11 protein-coding genes are annotated in these 18,177 nt (G+C 68.2%); all 11 read left to right on the top strand.

Annotated elements, in window-relative coordinates:
- Positions 1–73 precede the first annotated feature (73 nt).
- The 11 genes from ACWF0M_RS27750 to ACWF0M_RS27700 all read left to right on the top strand — a co-directional run bounded on the left by ACWF0M_RS27750 (position 74) and on the right by ACWF0M_RS27700 (position 18,146).
- Positions 74–1,891 carry an ABC transporter ATP-binding protein gene (locus tag ACWF0M_RS27750; protein WP_452238647.1) on the top strand — a complete coding sequence of 606 codons (1,818 nt, stop codon included), beginning with the start codon at positions 74–76 and terminating at the stop codon, positions 1,889–1,891.
- On the top strand, positions 1,884–3,665 hold the full coding sequence (locus ACWF0M_RS27745) for an ABC transporter ATP-binding protein (protein ID WP_452238646.1): 1,782 nt from the start codon (positions 1,884–1,886) through the stop codon (positions 3,663–3,665). Before ACWF0M_RS27750 ends, ACWF0M_RS27745 begins: the two co-directional genes overlap by 8 nt.
- A gap of 116 nt (positions 3,666–3,781) precedes the next feature.
- Positions 3,782–4,714 (top strand): ABC transporter ATP-binding protein, encoded by a 933-nt coding sequence (locus tag ACWF0M_RS27740; RefSeq protein WP_452238645.1) that lies wholly within the window; start codon positions 3,782–3,784, stop codon positions 4,712–4,714.
- Positions 4,714–6,063 carry an ABC transporter permease gene (locus ACWF0M_RS27735; RefSeq protein ID WP_452238644.1) on the top strand — a complete coding sequence of 450 codons (1,350 nt, stop codon included), beginning with the start codon at positions 4,714–4,716 and terminating at the stop codon, positions 6,061–6,063. Before ACWF0M_RS27740 ends, ACWF0M_RS27735 begins: the two co-directional genes overlap by 1 nt.
- A 140-nt stretch (positions 6,064–6,203) precedes the next feature.
- Complete coding sequence (locus tag ACWF0M_RS27730) at positions 6,204–8,846, top strand: alkaline phosphatase family protein (protein ID WP_452238643.1); 2,643 nt, start codon at positions 6,204–6,206, stop codon at positions 8,844–8,846.
- A gap of 274 nt (positions 8,847–9,120) precedes the next feature.
- Complete coding sequence (locus ACWF0M_RS27725) at positions 9,121–11,142, top strand: HelD family protein (RefSeq protein WP_452238642.1); 2,022 nt, start codon at positions 9,121–9,123, stop codon at positions 11,140–11,142.
- Between the two features lie 54 nt (positions 11,143–11,196).
- Positions 11,197–12,465, top strand: a complete 1,269-nt coding sequence (locus ACWF0M_RS27720; protein WP_452238641.1) for a hypothetical protein — start codon at positions 11,197–11,199, stop codon at positions 12,463–12,465.
- 37 nt (positions 12,466–12,502) lie between these two features.
- Positions 12,503–13,882: a glucose-6-phosphate dehydrogenase gene (locus tag ACWF0M_RS27715; protein WP_452238640.1), complete on the top strand. Its 1,380-nt coding sequence runs from the start codon at positions 12,503–12,505 to the stop codon at positions 13,880–13,882.
- Positions 13,883–13,984: 102 nt separating this feature from the next.
- Entirely contained in the window at positions 13,985–16,450 is a 2,466-nt protein-coding gene (locus tag ACWF0M_RS27710) for a X2-like carbohydrate binding domain-containing protein (RefSeq protein WP_452238639.1), read from the top strand.
- A 167-nt stretch (positions 16,451–16,617) separates the two neighbouring features.
- Positions 16,618–17,550: a GTP-binding protein LepA gene (locus ACWF0M_RS27705; RefSeq protein ID WP_452238638.1), complete on the top strand. Its 933-nt coding sequence runs from the start codon at positions 16,618–16,620 to the stop codon at positions 17,548–17,550.
- Positions 17,547–18,146: a TetR/AcrR family transcriptional regulator gene (locus tag ACWF0M_RS27700; RefSeq protein ID WP_452238637.1), complete on the top strand. Its 600-nt coding sequence runs from the start codon at positions 17,547–17,549 to the stop codon at positions 18,144–18,146. The genes ACWF0M_RS27705 and ACWF0M_RS27700 overlap by 4 nt, the downstream gene beginning before the upstream one ends.
- Positions 18,147–18,177: the final 31 nt, after the last annotated feature.

Below are 18,177 nucleotides of genomic sequence, written 5' to 3'. Positions count from 1 at the left end.
TTGATTTGGGTTTTGCGGTCACGGCCGGAAACTCGGGTGCGTTTTGTCGGTGGTCGCGACTACGGTCGGTCGAGTGCTGATACTGCTGCGGTACGGAGTGCGGGTTGCTCCTGGAGGCACGCTTCTGACGATGGGTGTGGCCGTCCTCGGCTCGTTGCTGGGGATGGCGGTCACGTTGCTGACCGGCCGGGTCGTCGGAGCGGTTCCAGGGGTGATCGACGGCGGCCCGGGCGCGATGCCGATCGGCGAGTTCGGCTGGCTGCTCGGCTGGCTGCTCGCGGTCTTCGTCATCGACAGCCTGAGGCCGGCGGTGCAGCAGGTCGCGTCATTGGTGATGGACGCCGGCCTGGTCCGCGCGATCGGCACCGGCATCACCGAGCCGCTCCTCACACCGCGCAGGATCGAGCACCTGGAGGACTCCGAAGTACTGGACGTCCAGGAGCGCGCGACAGGCAAGGGCGGCTTCCACCTCGCGCAGGGACTGGGACAGTTGCCGTGGCTGATCGCGAGCCGGGTGACGCTGGTCGGCTCCGCGGTGATCGTCGGCGCGATGTTCGCCTGGTGGGTGGCGGCGATGCTCGTCGCGGTCACGCTGCTCCTGGAGTGGTACGCCGGACGCCGGATCGAGCGTGAGGTCGACGTCTGGTGGGGCAACACCGAGGAGCAGCGCCGGGCTAGCTACCTCTTCAACCTGGGCATGCGCGACGCGCCGAAGGAGTTGCGCGTCTTCGGTCTGCACAACTGGCTCGTGGAGCGGTATGTCCGCGAATGGACGGGCGGCTACCGCCCCGTCTGGGCACGCCGCCGGCAGAACGCGAAGTGGTCGTTGCTGATCGGCGGCGTCCACCTGATCGCCAACGGCGTCGCGATCCTCGCCGTCGGCCGCGCCGCGTACAACGGCACGCTGCCGCTGACGCAGGTCGCGACCACGCTGCCGGCGATCCTCGCGATCGGTCAGGCGAACAACGGGTACGGCGTGGCGCAGGTGCGGCGCGGACTCTCGGCGTACCGCGCGATGCGGGACCTCCCGGGGACGATCGCCGAGCGGCACCCGGAGCCGGTCGTGACCACTCTGTCCGGGAAGCACCGGATCGCGACGATGCCGGCCCGCGAGATCCGGTTCGAGAAGGTGAGCTTCCACTACCCGGGCTCCGACCTCGCCGTCCTGCGCGACCTCGACCTCACGATCCGGGCGCACGAGGCGCTTGCGCTGGTCGGCGTCAACGGTGCCGGCAAGTCCACGCTGGTGAAGCTGCTCGGTGGCGCGTACAAGCCGACGAGCGGGCGGATCCTTGTCGACGGTGTCGATCTCGCGGAGCTGGACCTGGCCGCATGGCAGCGGCGGGTGGCGGCGATCGTGCAGGACTTCCTGCGGTTCCCGTTGTCGGTGACGGACAACGTCGTGTTCGGCGCGGTCGAGCGCGCGGGTGACGAGCTCACGCTGGCCAGGGTCGCGCGCGAGTCGGGGATCGACGAGGTGGTGCGGCGCCTGCCGAAGGGTTGGGACACCGTGCTGGACAAGACGTTCGACGGCGGCGTCGACCTGTCCGGTGGGGAGTGGCAGCGGGTCGCGCTGGCTCGGGCGTTGTTCGCGGTGCACGCGGGAGCAGGTGTTCTGGTGCTGGACGAGCCTGCCGCGGCGCTCGACGTACGGGCCGAGGCGGAGCTGGTCGAGCGCTACCTGGAGCTGACGTCCGGGGTGGCGTCGTTGATCATCTCGCACCGATTCTCGGTGGTGCGCAATGCGGATCGGATCTGTGTGCTGTCCGACGGCCGGATCGTCGAGGACGGCACGCACGAGGAGCTGCTGGCGCAGGACGGCGAGTACGCCGGGATGTTCCGGCTCCAGGCCGAGCGGTACGTGACGGGACCGGAGGCAGTCGATGCGTAGCCTGCGGATCCTCTCGCTGTGGTTGTCCACGTCCTTCCGGGCCGCGCCCGGTCTGATGGCGATCTCGACTGTGCTCGCCGCGGCGCGCGCGGTGACGGCGCCGACCCAGACGTACGGCGTGAGCCGGCTCGTCGACGGGATCGCCTCGGACCGGTCGAGCACGATCGCGCTGGGTATCGCCATCATCATCGGCGGCCTGGCGGTGTCATTCCTCGCCGACGGACTCGGGTGGCCGCTGCAGGACACCGCGCAGGAGAAGATGGCCGGCCGCGTCCACGCGGACCTGCTGGACGTGACGACCGGGATCCCCGGGTTGTCGCACCACGAGCGACCTGACGTCGCCGACCGGCTCGAGCTGGTGCGCGAGAAGGCGTGGCGGATGGGCGTCGGCGCCGAGGTGCTGCTGTGGGCGTTCGGCACGGTGACCAACACCATCACCGTCCTCACGCTGCTCGGGTCGGTGCATCCGGTGCTGCTCCTGCTGCCGTTGCTGGGCGGTGCGCGGATCTGGTCGGCGTACCTGAGCAGCACGCGGCAGAGCAAGGCGTGGGAGGACTCGATGCCGCAGGAGCGGCTCGTCGACAAGCTGATCGAGATGGCGAAGGACCCGCGGACCGGCCTCGAGCTGCGCGTGTTCGGGCTCGGAAAGATCTTGCTGGACAGGATCTTCACGTTGCAGACCCAGCGGTTCGATCGCCGGGTCGAGGCCGCGCGCTGGGGCGGGAAGGTGGACGGCTCGGTGCGGCTCGTGTTCGGTCTCGCGTACGCCGCGGCGATCGTCTGGGTCGTCGCGCGGGCGCGGAACGGGCAAGCGTCCGCGGGAGACGTCGTACTCGTGCTGCTGCTGGCGCCGCAGGTGGATCAGATGACCGGCGGTATCGCGCAGAACGTGTACTGGGTCGGTGAGGTCGTGCGCAGCTTCGGGCGGTACGACTGGCTGCGCGAGTACGCGAAGCAGAACTCGTGGCGGACCAGCGTGACGTCGGCACCGGATCGGATCAGCACCGGGATCGAGTTGCGGAACGTCGGATTCTCCTATCCTGGTTCGGATTCCGCGGTCCTGAGCGACCTGAACCTGAGCGTTCCGGCCGGATCGGCGGTCGCGTTGGTGGGGGAGAACGGCGCGGGCAAGACGACGCTGGTCAAGCTGCTCGCCCGGATGTACGACCCAACGACCGGCCAGATCCTCGTCGACGGCACGGACCTCGCGACGATCCAGCCGGACGCCTGGCGGTCGCAGTTGTCGGCCGGGTTCCAGGACTTCGTCAAGTTCGAGTTCACCGCGCGCGAGGTCGTCGGGATCGGCGACATCGAGCGGGCCGGTGACGAGGAGGCCGTACGGACCGCGGTCGGGCGCGGCGATGCCGAGTCGGTGATCGCCGGGCTGCCGCGTGGGCTGGATTCCCAACTGGGCAAGAAGTTCACCGACGGGGTCGAGCTGTCCGGCGGGCAGTGGCAGCGGCTCGCACTGGCCCGCGCGTTCATGCGCGAGCGGCCGTTGCTGTTGCTGCTCGACGAGCCGACGGCGGCCCTCGACCCGGAGGCCGAGCACCGGCTCTACGAGCAGTACGCGTCGGCCGCGAAGATCGCCGCGTCCGAGACCGGCGGGATCACCGTCCTGGTGTCGCACCGGTTCTCGACCGTGCGGATGGCGGACCTGATCGTCGTCATGCACCGCGGTCGGGTCGAAGAGGTCGGCACCCACGAGGACCTGCTCGAGGCCGGCGGTCGGTACGCCGAACTCTTCGAGCTCCAGGCCCGCGCCTACCGCTGAACCGTGACACAACTGAGAGGTCACTGAGAGGTCAGCGAAAAGGAGTCCACCCCAGTTCGCCAATAGTTAACCTTCGGTCTTCACGTGACCGTACATTGCTTTCTAATGTATTAACCATGGACGCACCGCCCTCTGTCCGTGCCCGCGGCATCATCAAGTACTTCGGCGAGGTCGTCGCACTCGACAGCGTCGACCTCGACGTCGCACCCGGCCAGATCCACGGCCTGGTGGGACCGAACGGAGCAGGTAAGACCACGCTCCTCGGTCTGCTGCTCGGCCTCGCCGTACCCGACCAAGGCTCCCTGGAGATCCTCGGTACGCCGGTCGGTCGCGCCCTCGCGGTACCCGAAGGTGTCGCCGGCTTCGTCGACGGCCCCGGCCTCTACCCCTCGATGACCGCGAAGCAGAACCTGGCCGCCCTGGCCCAGTTGCGCGGCGACGGCACGATGGATCTTGACGACGCGATCGACCAGGTCGGCCTGACCGACGTGGCCGACGACCGGGTCCGCGGCTTCTCGCTCGGCATGCGCCAGCGCCTCGGCCTCGCCGCCGCGCTGCTCACCAAACCCCGGCTGCTGATCCTCGACGAGCCGTCCAACGGCCTCGACCCGGCCGGCAAGAAGCACGTGTACGGCGTCCTCACCCGGCTGGCCGCGGCCGGTACTGCGGTGATGCTGTCGAGCCACCGGATGGACGACGTGGAGGCGCTCTGCTCCGAGGTGACGATCCTGTCCGCCGGACGCGTCGCGTTCTCCGGCCCGATCAGCAAGCTGGCCTCGGAGGACAGCGAACTCGACTACCGCGTCGTCACCTCCAACCCGGCGGCAGCGCGTCGATTGGCCCGCGAGACCAAGGGCATCCGGCTGCGCGATGAGAACGCCGTACAGGAAGGTGTCGAGTTGCTGGTGATCTCGGCGTCGGTGCCGGCGCTGGACGAGTTCGTGAAGGCGCTGGTGCGCGACGACATCGCCGTGCGGGAACTCGCGCCGGTGGTGTCGCCACTCGAGGCCGCCTTCATCGCCCTCACCGAGCAGCAGGAGACCAACTGATGACGGCCACCGTGGCTGCCCCCGAGACCCGTGAAGTCGCCCGTCCGGTACCGATCATCCGCGGGTACCGCTTCGAACTCGTCAAGCTGCTGTCGCAGTGGCGGGTCCGCGTTCTGATCGTCGCGTGCTGGCTGGCGCCCGCGCTGTTCGTCGCCGTCGTGAGCCAGCAGGCATCGCTTCCGGTCGACACGCTGTTCGGTCGCTGGATGCACGCCACCGGATGGGCCGGTCCGCTTGTCCTGCTTGGCTTCTCCGGCTCGTGGGCGCTGCCGCTCCTGACCTCGTTGATCGCCGGTGACGTGTTCGCCTCCGAGGACCGCCTCGGCACCTGGCGGCATCTGCTGGTCGCGGTCCGGTCGCCGCGCCGGATCTTCCTCTCCAAGACACTGTCCAGCCTGACCGTGATCCTGGTACTGGTGATCGGCCTGGTCGTGTCGAGCACGCTCAGCGGCCTGCTGGTCGTCGGCAACCGCCAACTGATCGGCCTCGACGGTCACCTGCTCTCACCGGGCAGCGCGGCCGGAACTGTCCTTCTCGCTTGGCTGTGCGCCCTCGCGCCGACTCTCGCGCTCGCCGCGATCGGCCTGCTCGGTTCGGTCGCGCTCGGCCGATCGCCGATGGGCCTGTTGCTCCCGGCAATCGTCGCGCTCGCGATGCAGATCGTGCAGCAGCTTCCGGTTCCGGTCGCCTTCCGTCTCGCGCTTCCCGGCTACGCGTTCATCAGCTGGAACGGCCTCTTCACCAGTCCGGCGCAGCTCGGCCCGCTGCTGATCGGAGTGATCGTCAGTCTGGTCTGGGCGATTGTCGCGACCGGTCTCGCGTACTTCATCTTCGTACGTCGTGACTTCACGAACCCGACCCACGACGGTTCCGGTCGGCTCGCGTTGACGGCCGGCCTGCTGCCCCTCGTCGTACTGCTCGGCGTGAGCACCGCGGCCATCGCTCCGGTGGCCGGCTTCGGATCGGGGATCGATCAGGCCAAGGTGCAGCGGGCGGTCGCGGTCGAGTTCGCGCACCTGTACAAGCTGCAGACCAAGCAGCTGAACCGGGCCGACGTCACCGAGCAACAGCTGCAGAGTGCGGCCGAGTGCACGAAGGGCGGCGACCAGGTCGCCGCGCGCGGGCCTGGCAACGACTGGCGCTGCGTCGTCAGCTGGCACCTGCCCGGCGTGGAAGCGGCCGGCTCGGCGATCTACCAGCTCGACATCAACCCACTCGGTCGGTACGTCGCCGACGGGGACGGACCGAAAGAAGTGAACGGCTTCTTCCTGGTCCGCACTCCGTCCGGGGACGAACCGAACCCCCTGTGGCAGTTCGACGGCACTGTCGAACTGCTACCTGTCAATTGAAGCCCCAACCCGAAGGGACAACTCCCATGCAGGTAACACGCCGACGTAGGCGTGACACGGCGCAGCTTGACGGAGCGGGCTCGCAAAGTCCTCTCCGGCGCCGAGTACCACTGGTCACGGCAGGCGCTACCGCCGTCGCTGTGGCCCTGGCCGGGACCGCGGTCGCCTCGACGACCGGGTTCGGTAACGACCAGGTCGGGCAGGTCACCGACAAGGGTCAGGTGGTCTCGTCCGACCAGTACATCAAGCCGCTCGGCGACCGCCTTCTGCTGCAGAAGGGCAAGATCATGTCGTCCTCGGTCAGCCCGGACGGCAGCCACCTGGCCGCCTCGGTGGCCGACGGCGGGATGGCGCTGGCGATCATCGACCTGAAGAGCTGGAAGGTCCAGCAGTACGTCGGCAACAACGCCGCGGCGGATCTGAAGATCCCCGGTAACGACGTCGGCCAGGAGGGTCCGTCGTACTCGCCGGACGGCTCGCAGGTCTGGCTCGGGCAGACCGACGGCTACCGGAAGTTCACCGTGAATTCGGACGGCTCGCTCGCGAACCCGACGTTCGTGGCGATTCCGGCCGACGGCGCGAAGCACTCGCTGGCCGCGGAGGCCGTGTTCTCGGCCGACGGTTCCACCGTGTACTCCGCGGTGAACGGCCAGAACAAGGTCATCGCGATCGACACGGCGACCGGTGCGATCAAGCAGAGCTGGGCGACCGGCAACGCGCCGCGCGACCTGGTCAAGGTCGGTGACAAGCTGTACGTGAGCAACGAGGGTGGCCGGACCGCCAAGGCCGGCGACACCACGATCAATTCGTACGGCACCGACGTCGTCGCGAACCAGAACGCGATCACCACGACCGGTACGGTCAGCGTGATCGACCTGAAGAACCCGGGCGCCGCGGTGGCCGGCATCCCGGTCGGTCTGCACCCGACGGCGCTGTACGCGAAGAACGGCGCGGTGTTCGTCACGAACACCGCGAGCAACACGGTCTCAGTGATCAACACCCAGTGGGACAAGGTCACCCAGACCATCGCGACCCAGCCGTGGCCGGAGGCCTCGGTCGGCTACGAGCCCGACGGCGCCACGCTGACTGACGACGGTCACCTGCTGGTGTCGCTCGGCCGCGCGAACGCCATCGCGGTCTACAAGTACAAGAACCCGCTGGAGCCGGTCAGCTACGTGGGTCTGCTGCCGACCGACTACTTCCCGGCGGAGCTCGCGCAGGTGGGCAAGGACATCGTGGTGTCGAACACTCGTGGTGTCGATGCCCGTCGTACCACCACGGCCGCGGGACACGGCACGCACGACACCACGTCGAGCCTGACCAAGTTCCAGTTGCCGGACGACCAGGCGATCAAGAAGTACACCAAGACCGTCTTCGACCAGAACGGCTGGACGAACGGCTCGGCACAGGTTGCCACCGACAACGCGCACCGCAACCCGGTGCCCGTCCCGGCGAAGCTCGGCGACCCGTCGACGATCAAGCACGTCTTCCTGATCGTCAAGGAGAACCGGACCTACGACCAGGTGTACGGCGACATCCCGGCGGGGAACGGCAACCCGGCGCTGACGCAGTACGGCGAGAACGTCACGCCGAACCAGCACGCGCTGGCCAAGCAGTTCGGGCTGTACGACAACACCTACGACGTCGGCACGAACTCCGCCGAGGGCCACAACTGGCTGATGCAGGCCGACAACCCGGAGTACACCGAGTCCTCGGCCGGTGAGTACCTGCGCAGCTACGACACCGAGAACGATGCCCTCGGCCACCAGAAGAGCGGCTTCCTCTGGACCGGTGTGCAGGCGACCGGCAAGTCGGTGAAGAACTTCGGCGAGTTCCTGTCGATCGAGCAGAAGCCGGCCGACGGCACCTGGCAGAACTACTACTGCGACACGAAGAACATCATCGCGACCGGGGCGGACACCAAGTACCCGATCAAGATCGGGTCGGCGATCCCGTCCCTGAACAACGTGTCGGTCCAGGGATTCCCGCAGTTCGACACCAGCGTCCCGGACATCTACAAGACCGAGATCTGGCGCAAGGACTTCCTGAAGAACGGTCCGGCGAACCTGAACATGTTCTGGCTGTCCAACGACCACACCGGTGGTCCGGCCAACGGTCCGGCGCAGGTTGCCGACAACGACCTGGCCACCGGCCGGATCGTCGACCAGATCACGCACAGCAAGTACTGGAAGGACTCGGCGATCTTCGTCGTCGAGGACGACTCGCAGGCGGGTCTCGACCACATCGACGGCCACCGGGCGCCGATCCAGATCATCAGCCCGTACGCGCAGCACGGTGCGGTCGACAGCCACTACTACACGCAGATCACGATGATCCGGACGATCGAGCAGATCCTCGGGATGAAGCCGATGAACCAGAAGGACACCGCGGCCACCCCGATGTTCGGCGCGTTCACCAGCAAGCCGAACTACACGCCGTTCACGGCGCTCCCGAACCGGGTCGCGCTGACCGACGGCCTGAAGACCCCGCCGTCCTGCGGTCTGGACGTGCCGGCGGCGCAGAACCCGACCGTCGCGGCGGCGCCCGCGGTGACCGTCCCGGCCGGCATGGAGTCGATGGCGGCGCAGTGGTCGGCGTGGAAGGACCAGCAGCGGACCACCGGCCCGAAGGCTCGCGCCGACTTCGCGAACCCGTCCCAGATGAACCACTACAACTGGTACGAGTCGCACAGCTGGTCCACGCCGTACCCCGGTGAGGCTCAGATCGTCGCGCCGCAGAACGTTCCGGGTGCGGTGATCCCGGCCGCCGAGAACGACGGCTGACACTCGCAGGTAACCACAAGTTGAGAACCGGCATGTAGAACCAACGACAGGCCAGAACGACCGCGGGCGTCGGCCCGGATCGAGCAACCCCCGATCCGGCCGACGTCCGCGCCGTCGGTTACGGCCCTGCCGACACGCCCGACTGGCTGCAGTAAATCGGTGGCTGCCCGCCGAGCTCGGTGGTAACGTCGCCGGTCTGTCTTTTCGGGATCGAATCGAACCGGATGGATCTGCTCCGGGGCGGGACCCAGCTCACGATTCGAGGCTCTCACCGATGGTCGAACTCGAGGCCGAACGCGCCTTCCTGACCACTGCCCAAGCTGCTCTCCGCCGGATGTTCGCCGAGGTCGTGGACCGCGACGTCCCGATCATCGGCGGCGAGGACAACGACGAACGCTTCACCAACGAGGCCAACCAGCGGGCCAAGGAGATGCGCACGCACGCGCTCCTCGACCTGCCCGACGTACCGCTGTTCTTCGGCCGGCTCGACTACGAGCACGGCACGATCGAGGACCTGGACCAGATCTACATCGGCCGCCGGCATGTCCACGACGGTTCCGGCGTACCGCTGGTGATCGACTGGCGCGCGCCGGTGTCGGTGCCGTTCTACCGCGCGACCCCGAGCGATCGGCGCCGGGTGCTGATGCGCCGGCGCTACGGGTTCTCCGATCACGCCGATCTGACCGGGTTCGAGGACGAGCCGCTGACCGGCGGCATCGAGTCGGACCAGGCGGACAAGTTCCTGCGGTCCGAGATCGAACGGCCGCGCACCGGCCCGATGCGCGACATCGTGGCCACGATCCAGCCCGAGCAGGACGACCTCGTCCGCGCGCCGCTGCACCCGAGCGTGTGCGTGCAGGGTGCGCCCGGCACCGGCAAGACCGCGGTCGGTCTGCACCGTGTCGCGTACCTGCTCTACACCGAACGCGAACGCCTCGGGCGCGGCGGTGTCGTGATCGTCGGCCCGAACCGGTCGTTTCTGTCGTACATCCGCAAGGTCCTGCCCGCGTTGGGCGAGGTCGACGTACGGCAGATCACGATCGACGAGCTGCTCACACGCCCCACCGCCGCCACCGACGCGACGGAGGCCGAGCGGTTGAAGGGCGACGCGCGGATGGCCGACGTACTGCGCCGGGCGTTGTGGTCGTACGTCGGTACGCCGTCCGAGGGAGTCCTTTACAGCAAGGGATCCCGGCGTTATCGGGTGCACGACTACGAGGTTGTCGACATCGTGTCGGACCTGCGCGAGTCGACCCGGTACGCGCCCGGCCGGAACGCGCTCGCGCAGCGGATCGCGCACGTCGTACTGGTCCGGATGGAGGAGCGCGCGGAGTCGCCGGACGACCGCGTGCAGAACGCGGTCGCGCGCTCGAAGCCGGTGAAGGACGTTCTCGACTCGGTCTGGCCGCGGGTCGCGCCCGAGCAGGTCCTGCACCGGCTCTTCTCGGACGCGGACTTCCTGGCCGCTGCGGCCCCGGACTTCACGGACGACGAGCGTACGGCGTTGTTGTGGCCGAAGGCGCCGCGTTCGTGGAAGTCGGCGAAGTGGTCGTTCGCGGACACGGTCCTGCTCGACGAGCTCGAGGACCTGATCGAGCGACGTACCGGATCGCTCGGGCATCTCGTGCTGGACGAGGCGCAGGACCTGTCGGCGATGCAGCTGCGGGCGCTCGGCCGGCGTTGCCGCACCGGATCGGCCACGGTGCTCGGTGATCTTGCACAGGCGACGACACCGTGGGCCGCCGGATCGTGGGATCTCGTGCTCGGTCATCTCGACAAGGGTGATGGCCTCGTGGCTGAGCTCGACCGCGGGTTCCGGGTGCCGGAGCAGATCATCCGCTTCGCGGCGAAGCTGCTGCCCGAGATCGCGCCGACGCTCGGCACCCCGACCGGCGTCCGGACGGTCGCCGACGCGCTGAGCATCATCCCGGCCGACGCGTCCACGTTCGCCGACCAGGTGGTGGCCGAGTGCCGGGCGGCGCTCGAGGGCGAAGGTTCGGTGGCGCTGATCGCGGCGGACGACCAGGTCGTGGCCCTGCGGGACGCGATCGCGGCGGCCGGACTCGAGGTGGCGCTGATCGGCGAGACCGAGGACGAGATCGACACCGTGCGCCTCGTGTGCGTGCCTGCCACGCTGGCCAAGGGCCTGGAGTTCGACGCGGTCGTGGTCGCCGAGCCCGCCCACATTGTCGCCGCCGAGCCTCGCGGTCTGCACCGGCTGTACGTCGTCCTCACGCGAGCGGTCAGCCGTCTCCAGATCATCCACGCGGAACCGCTACCGAGTGCCCTGGCCTGATCCTCTCGCGGCGTTATCGTCCGGTGTGCAAGCAGCCGGATCGGGGAGGCAGATGTGAGCGGTTTGGTCGTCTTGATGGTGATCGCGCTGCTGCTGGTCGTGGCTGCGATCGTGTGGGGGATCGTCGCGCTCGTCCGCCGGCAGCGGTACATCCAATCGATTCGTCAGCGTGGCTGGGCCTTCGTCAACAGTCCGACGTTCGAGGCGGTGGCCCGGCTGAGCAATCCGCCGTTCGGGCTCGGGTTCGTGCGCAAGCCCGACGACCAGATCACCGGGCTGACCGCGACGGGCCGGCCGTTCCAGGTGATCGAGTACAAGTCGACGTACTGGTCGGGCTGGGTCGGCATGGTCACATTGTCGCGGCGGCTTCCGGAGCTGTGGATCACGGGCGGCGAAACCGCACCCCGGTACGGCGTTCTCGCGCACGGCGTCAACGCTCCGGCGCAGCTCGGGCCGGGGTGGCAGGTCGGCGCGATGGATCCGGCATTCGCGCACGAGGTGATGACCTCGGAGCTGTGCGGGCAGCTGAACGCGCTGGCGACCGCGCAGCCCGGTGTGAACCTCGGCGTCGACGGCGACCAGATCGTCGTACTGAATCCGCCCCGCAAGGATCTCGATCAGCTCGCCCCGTGGCTCGAACAGCTCGGCGCGATCGCGGCGGCGATCGACGCGACGCCGCTCGACCACTGGATCCAGCCGGAGCCGGAGCTGCGCCTGCGGTTCTACCACCACCCGGACTGGTACTGGGTCGGCGTCGACGACAACCTGTTGCAGTACACGCCGGTCCGCAGCGGCGGTTACGGTCACCGCACCGACGAGGTGATTCGCGGACGCGACGGTGACGGGCCGCCGTTCGTCGCGTTCAAGCACCACTGGAAGACCTCGCGCACCGAGAGCTACACCGACAGCAACGGCAACTCGCAGACCCGAACCGTGGTCGAGAACCACTCCGAGCCGATCCTCGGCTTCCAACTGCCGGCCCGGATGCCGCAACTCACCGTCGGGCCGAAGGTGTTCCGCAACGGCATCAGTTTCGAGAGTGCTGCGTTCAACGACCGGTTCGCGGTCAGCTCGGCGGACACCAAGTTCGCGTACGACGTGATTCATCCGCGCCAGATGGAGTACCTGATGGCGACGCCGGGCGCCCCGTTCCGGATCGTCGAGGACTGGGTCTGGTTCGCGCCGGGGGAGCACAGCCAGCCCGCGATCGCCTTCTGCTCGGCGTACCTGCGCGGCTTCCTGGGCTGGGTGCCGCGTTTCGTCTGGCGCAACCTCGGCCTGCCGGACACGCCGTACCCAACCCTCGAGACAACCGTCGGGTAGGGGAATACGGTTGCCGCTCACGTGGTTGAGTTCGACCGTGTTGATTCAACGTACCGTCGTCATCTTCGGCGCCAGCGGCGACCTGAGCTCCCGGTTGCTGCTGCCCGGCCTGGGCAGTCTGCTCGCCGGCACGCGCGCCACCGCTGTCCGGATCATCGGCACGGGCCGGTCGCCGCTCGCCGCGGACGAGTGGACGGACCGCGTCCGGACCGCCTTCGGGTCCGAGATCGGCCCGGTCGCGGCGGAGACGTTGGCCACCACGACGTACGTCGCCGGCGACCCGACGGATGCCGCGCACCTGCGTGCGCTCCTGGAGCTCGCCGGTCCGGCGCCGGTGCTGTACTTCTCGCTCCCACCGGCCGTGACGACCGCGATCGTCGAGACACTGCAGCAGGTCGAGCTACCGGAGGGCACCGAGCTGGCCTTCGAGAAGCCGTTCGGCACCGACGCCACGTCCGCGGCCGCGCTGAACAAGCTCGTCGCCTCGCTCGTGCCCGAGGAGAACGTGCACCGCGTCGACCACTTCCTCGGCCGCACCGCAGTCCTGAACCTGATCGGCCTGCGGTTCGCCAACCGGCTGTTCGAGCCGGTCTGGAACGCCGAGCACATCGAGAGCGTCGAGATCGTGTACGACGAGACGCTCGGCCTTGAAGGTCGCGCGCAGTACTACGACAACGCGGGCGCGCTCGTGGACATGATCCAGAGCCACCTGCTGCTCGTCCTCGCACTGCTCGCGATGGACGCCCCGGCCACGATGGACGCGGTCGAGGTACGCAGCGAGATGGCTCGCGCGCTGCGCAGTACGCACCTCTACCGCGGCTCCGCGATCGAGGCGAGCCGCCGGGCCCGGTACACCGCCGGCATCGCGGACGGGCGCGTGGTTCCGTCGTACGCCGGTGAAGCGGGCGTGGACCCGGCCCGGGAGACCGAGACGCTGGCCGAGGTGACGGTCGAGGTGGGCACGAACCGCTGGGCGGGTGTCCCGTTCACGCTGCGCTCGGGGAAGGCGCTCGGTGTTGCGCGCAAGGAGATCGTGATCAAGTTCAAGCCGCTGCGGCACCTGCCGTCCGGACTGCACGGCGGGCGCGACGGCGAGACGTTGCGGATCGGCCTGAACCCGGGGGAGTTGTCGCTGTCCGTTCCGGCGCTCGGCGTCGACGGCCCGTACACGATGGGTCAGGTCTTCCTCGACGCGACACTGCCGTCATCGTCGGTGCTGCCGTACGGCGAGGTGCTGAGCGGCATCCTGCGCGGCGACCCGCTGCTCTCGGTGCGCGGCGACATCGCCGAGCGCTGCTGGGAGATCGTGGAGCCGGTGATCGCCGCCTGGCATGCGGACGACGTGCCGCTGGAGGAGTACGAGGCCGGGTCCGACGGCCCCGGCGAGTGGCAGACGCCCGGGGAGTCCGCCGCCTGAACTGTGCCACTTTCGCACAGAATCTTGACAAGGTTAAGTAATAGACCCAATATCCTATCCGATTCGGTTTTCTCCTGAGTTCTCTGGGAAGAGGTCACCGCCATGACCAGATCCGTTCGGAGCAGGGTGTTGCGGGCCGCGCTTGCGGGGCTCGTAGTCGCCGGGCTGCTGCCGGCAGGTTTGAGTACGACGTCGTCAGCAGCACCAGCATCCGCTACCACCACCGCGACCACCACGACCTCCGCCGCCGTGCTGCCAGGGCCGGCGGGGGACAAGGCCGCCCACCCGTACATGGGCTGGAGCAGCTACAGCATGCAGGTCTTCACCCCGAACGGCGGCAGCTGGATCACGGCGGATCAGCTGATCGCCCAGTCCGACGCGATGCACGCGAAGCTGCAGCCGTACGGGTACGAGTACATCAACATCGACGCCGCCTGGAACGACGGCATCGACGGGTACGGCCGGCCGACGCCGAGCAAGAAGCTCTACCCGAACGGCCTGCAGGCGGTCATCGACCACATCCACGCCAACGGCCAGAAGGTCGGCCTCTACACGATCCCGGGGATCAGCAAGGCCGTCATCGACGCGAAGCTCCCGATCTACGGCGCCCCGGAATGTACGACTGGTGATCTTCCGGTGCTGCCGCTGCAGAAGGGCGACTACTGGGGTATCGGCTACCGCATCGACTTCTCGAAGCCGTGCGCGCAGAAGTACGTCGACTCGATCGCGGACCTGTTCGGCTCGTGGGGCCTGGACTTCCTGAAGTTCGACAGCGTTACCCCGGGCTCGGGGATCAGCGACCTGTCCGTGGATGCGCGCGACGACGTGAAGGCGTGGTCGCAGGCCCTGAAGCGGCACAACATCTGGCTCGAGCTGTCCTGGGCGCTGGACATCAACTACGCGGACTACTGGAAGCAGTACGCCAACGGCTGGCGGATCGAGTGGGACGTCGAGTGCTACTGCACGGGTACGGCGCTGACCGCGTGGCCGAACATCAACCGGCTGTTCCCGAAGCTCGCCGAATGGTGGCGGCACGCGGGACCGGGCGGCTGGAACGACCTCGACTCGCTCGATGTCGGCAACGGCCAGATGGACGGTATGACCAAGGACGAACGCCGTACGGCGGCAACGCTCTGGGCGGTGTCCGCGGCGCCGATGTACATCGGCAACGACATGACCAAGCTGGATTCGTACGGACTCGAACTGCTGACGAACCGCGAGGTGATCGCGGTCGACCAGGCCGGCCGTCCGGCGCACCCGCTGTCGATGAAGACGAACCGGCAGGTGTGGTTCGCGCTGAACCCGGACAGCTCGTACACCGTTGCCCTGTTCAACCTCGGCCAGACCGACGCCGACATGACCGTGAACTTCGCCGACCTCGGCCTGAAGGGCGCCGGCACGGTGCGTGACCTGTGGGCCCGCAAGGACCTCGGCAGCTATCCGTCGAGCTTCACCGCGCAGAACGTCCCGATCCACGGCGTCCGGCTGCTGAAGGTCACGCCGCAGAAGAACTCGGCGATCAGCGTCAACGACGACGACCTCCGGGTCTCGTACGACGGCGCGTGGCAGCGCAACAGCAACTACGAAGTACCCGCGGTCTCGCAGGCGTTGACCGTCGGCGTGACGGACTCGTCCGCGAAGTCTCTCGCGGCGGCCGACCTCCCGACGCGGACCGTCGAGGTCAACAACAACAGCCCGGAGATCGTGTACTCCGGCAACTGGAACTACAGCTCCGGTCGTGGCCTCGGCGACTACCAGGACGACGTGCAATGGACGGAGGGGAACGGCGACTCGTTCTCGTACAGCTTCGTCGGCACCGGTGTCGACTACGTGACCGAGACCGATCCGGGTCAGGGTGACGTCGACATCTACATCGACGGCGAGTTCAAGCAGACCGTGAGCACGTACCTGGATCCGGCGCAGGGGCACAACAAACCCCAGCAGGTCGTCTACAGCGTCTCGGATCTGCCGAACGGCAGTCACACGATCCGCGGCGTCAAGAAGTCCGGCCAGTTCATGCTGCTCGACAAGCTGAACATCCGGCAGGAGAGCCTGCTGAACCCGGACACCGCGGCGTTCGACAAGAACGCGCCGGCCGATGTCACGGTGCAGCTCGGACGTGACCCGGGCGAGCTGGACGGGATCTCGAAGGCCGGCCAGGACCTGGTCAAGGGCACGGACTACACGGTCAACGGAAACGCGGTGACGATCAGCAAGGCGTACCTGGCGAACCTGCCGGTCGGGAACACGGCGCTCGACGTCCGGTTCCGCGGCGACTACCGCGACGACATCCACGCCACCAAGACCGACGGCGCGTCCGTCAGCCTCACCTTCACCGGGACCGGCGTCGATTGGAGTACGGCGCTCGCACCGGATCAGGGCGACGCGGACGTGTACATCGACGGCAAGCTGGTACGGCGAGTGAACCTGCACAACGACACCCGGGTGACGAACCGGACGGTGTTCACGGCGACCGGGCTGAAGAACGCGCAACACGTCGTACGCATCGTCAAGGTGAACGGCGACGTACTCCGCAACGACGCGATCCGCTACACGATCGCGAAGTAGGTCGAACGACAGCGGGTGGCGGTCCCGAGAGGGGCCGCCACCCGCTGTTCTGTTGTCCGGGTCACAGAACTGCCTTGGCTCTGACTGACTGATCAGTCAGTTACTTTGTTAGGCTTACCTCGGGGGGATCGAGCGCGCATCCCTGTCGGATGAATGAGGTGCCGCCTATGTGGTTGAGCGATATCACCGTTGCACGCCGGCGCGGCCGCCGGCGGGAGGACTCCCGGCTTGCCGACCATGTCGATCGGCTGGGCGAGGAGCACCCGCCGATCCCGCTCGGCAGCGTCGACTACTCGATGAAGAAGCCCAGCCTGCTGGCCGAGCGGTTCGGTCCGGTGCTGGCCTACATGACCCGGGTCGAGCTCGAGGTCGAGCGCAACGTGCTCGAACTGAACATCCTGCTGCCCGATCCGCCCGAGGTCGACCGGCATTTCTACGCGGACGTGTGGATGCCGCAGGAGACGCGCCACGGGCAGATCCTCGACAAGCTGCAGCACCTGATCGGCGTGGAGCCGCACGATCCGAACCTGGCGGACGTCTCGTTCAGCCTCAAGCTCCTCGGGGCGCTCGGCCGGATGCCCGGCGTCCAGGACGTCAGCCGGATGCTCTACTACCTGACCGGGCTGGCCACCGAGCGTTCCGCGGTCATCGCCTACAACAAGTTCCATGCCGGGCTGGTCGAGCTCGGCGAGCGGGCCGTCGCGGCCACAGTGGTCGCGCCGATCCGGCGCCAGGAGCCCGGGCACTTCGCCTACTACCAGCTGGCCGCGCAGCAGCTGTGGGACCAGTTGTCGGGGTGGCAGAAGTGGCTGACACGCGGGCTGCGGAAGCGTACGTTCGAAGTGGTGGGTGCCTACAACAAACGTCAGGTGACCGAGTTCGGGGACGTGATGGAGGCGCTGAAGATGAGCGACGGCGGCGAGGCGGAGCTGCGCGAGTACGCGCGGCAGGTCGGGAGGGCCGAGCACGAGCTGATGTGGGCGCACCGGCAGGGTATGCGGGTGCCGGACTATGTCTTCAAGTCCCTCAAGCGAGCCGCCGTGCTCGCAGCCGAACGGAAAGGTGAAGTCTGGCCCGCCGCCGAACCGGCAGGCACATGACCGCTCAGGCGCACCCGCGCCATGCCACGCGACCGTCCAAGCGGCAGCTCATCATCGAGACCGCCGAGCGGCTGTTCGCCGAGCACGGGTACGACGCCACGTCGACGGCCCGGATCGCGACCGAGGCCGGCGTACCGTCGGGGCTGGTGTTCTACCACTTCGCGACCAAGCTGGACCTGCTGCTCGCGGTGGTGCAGGAGCGCCCGGCGCCCAGTGAGGTACTGCGGTCCGCGGCGCGCGGCCGGACCGTCCGCCTGCGGTTGCGCGCGATCGTGGCGGCGATGGCCGAGGAACTGGAGCACGACCGGGCGGCCCGGATCATCGTCTTCCGGGAGGCGCAGGGGAGACCGGAGATCGCGTCCCGGGCGGCCGAGCTGTTCGCTGAGGCGACCGAGACCGTGGCCCGCGTACTGGCCGGTGCCGAAGACGTGGTCGCCGATCCGGACCGGGTGCAGGCGGCTGCGGAGCTCGTGGTCAGCCGGGTGTTCCTGGACACGGTCGCGCTCGGTCAGCCCGAGACGGCGACCAACCGGCATGCCGCGATGATCGACCTGATCGCCGAGTCGCTGACGGGCGGCGTGCGCGCCGAGGACTGAACGCGCACGCCTCCTTTGGTCAGCTTGAGGT

It is taken from the genome of Kribbella sp. NPDC055110 (genome assembly GCF_053607525.1).
Note: the sequence above shows the minus strand (reverse complement) of the source record. Positions and strands in the feature narration are given on the sequence as shown.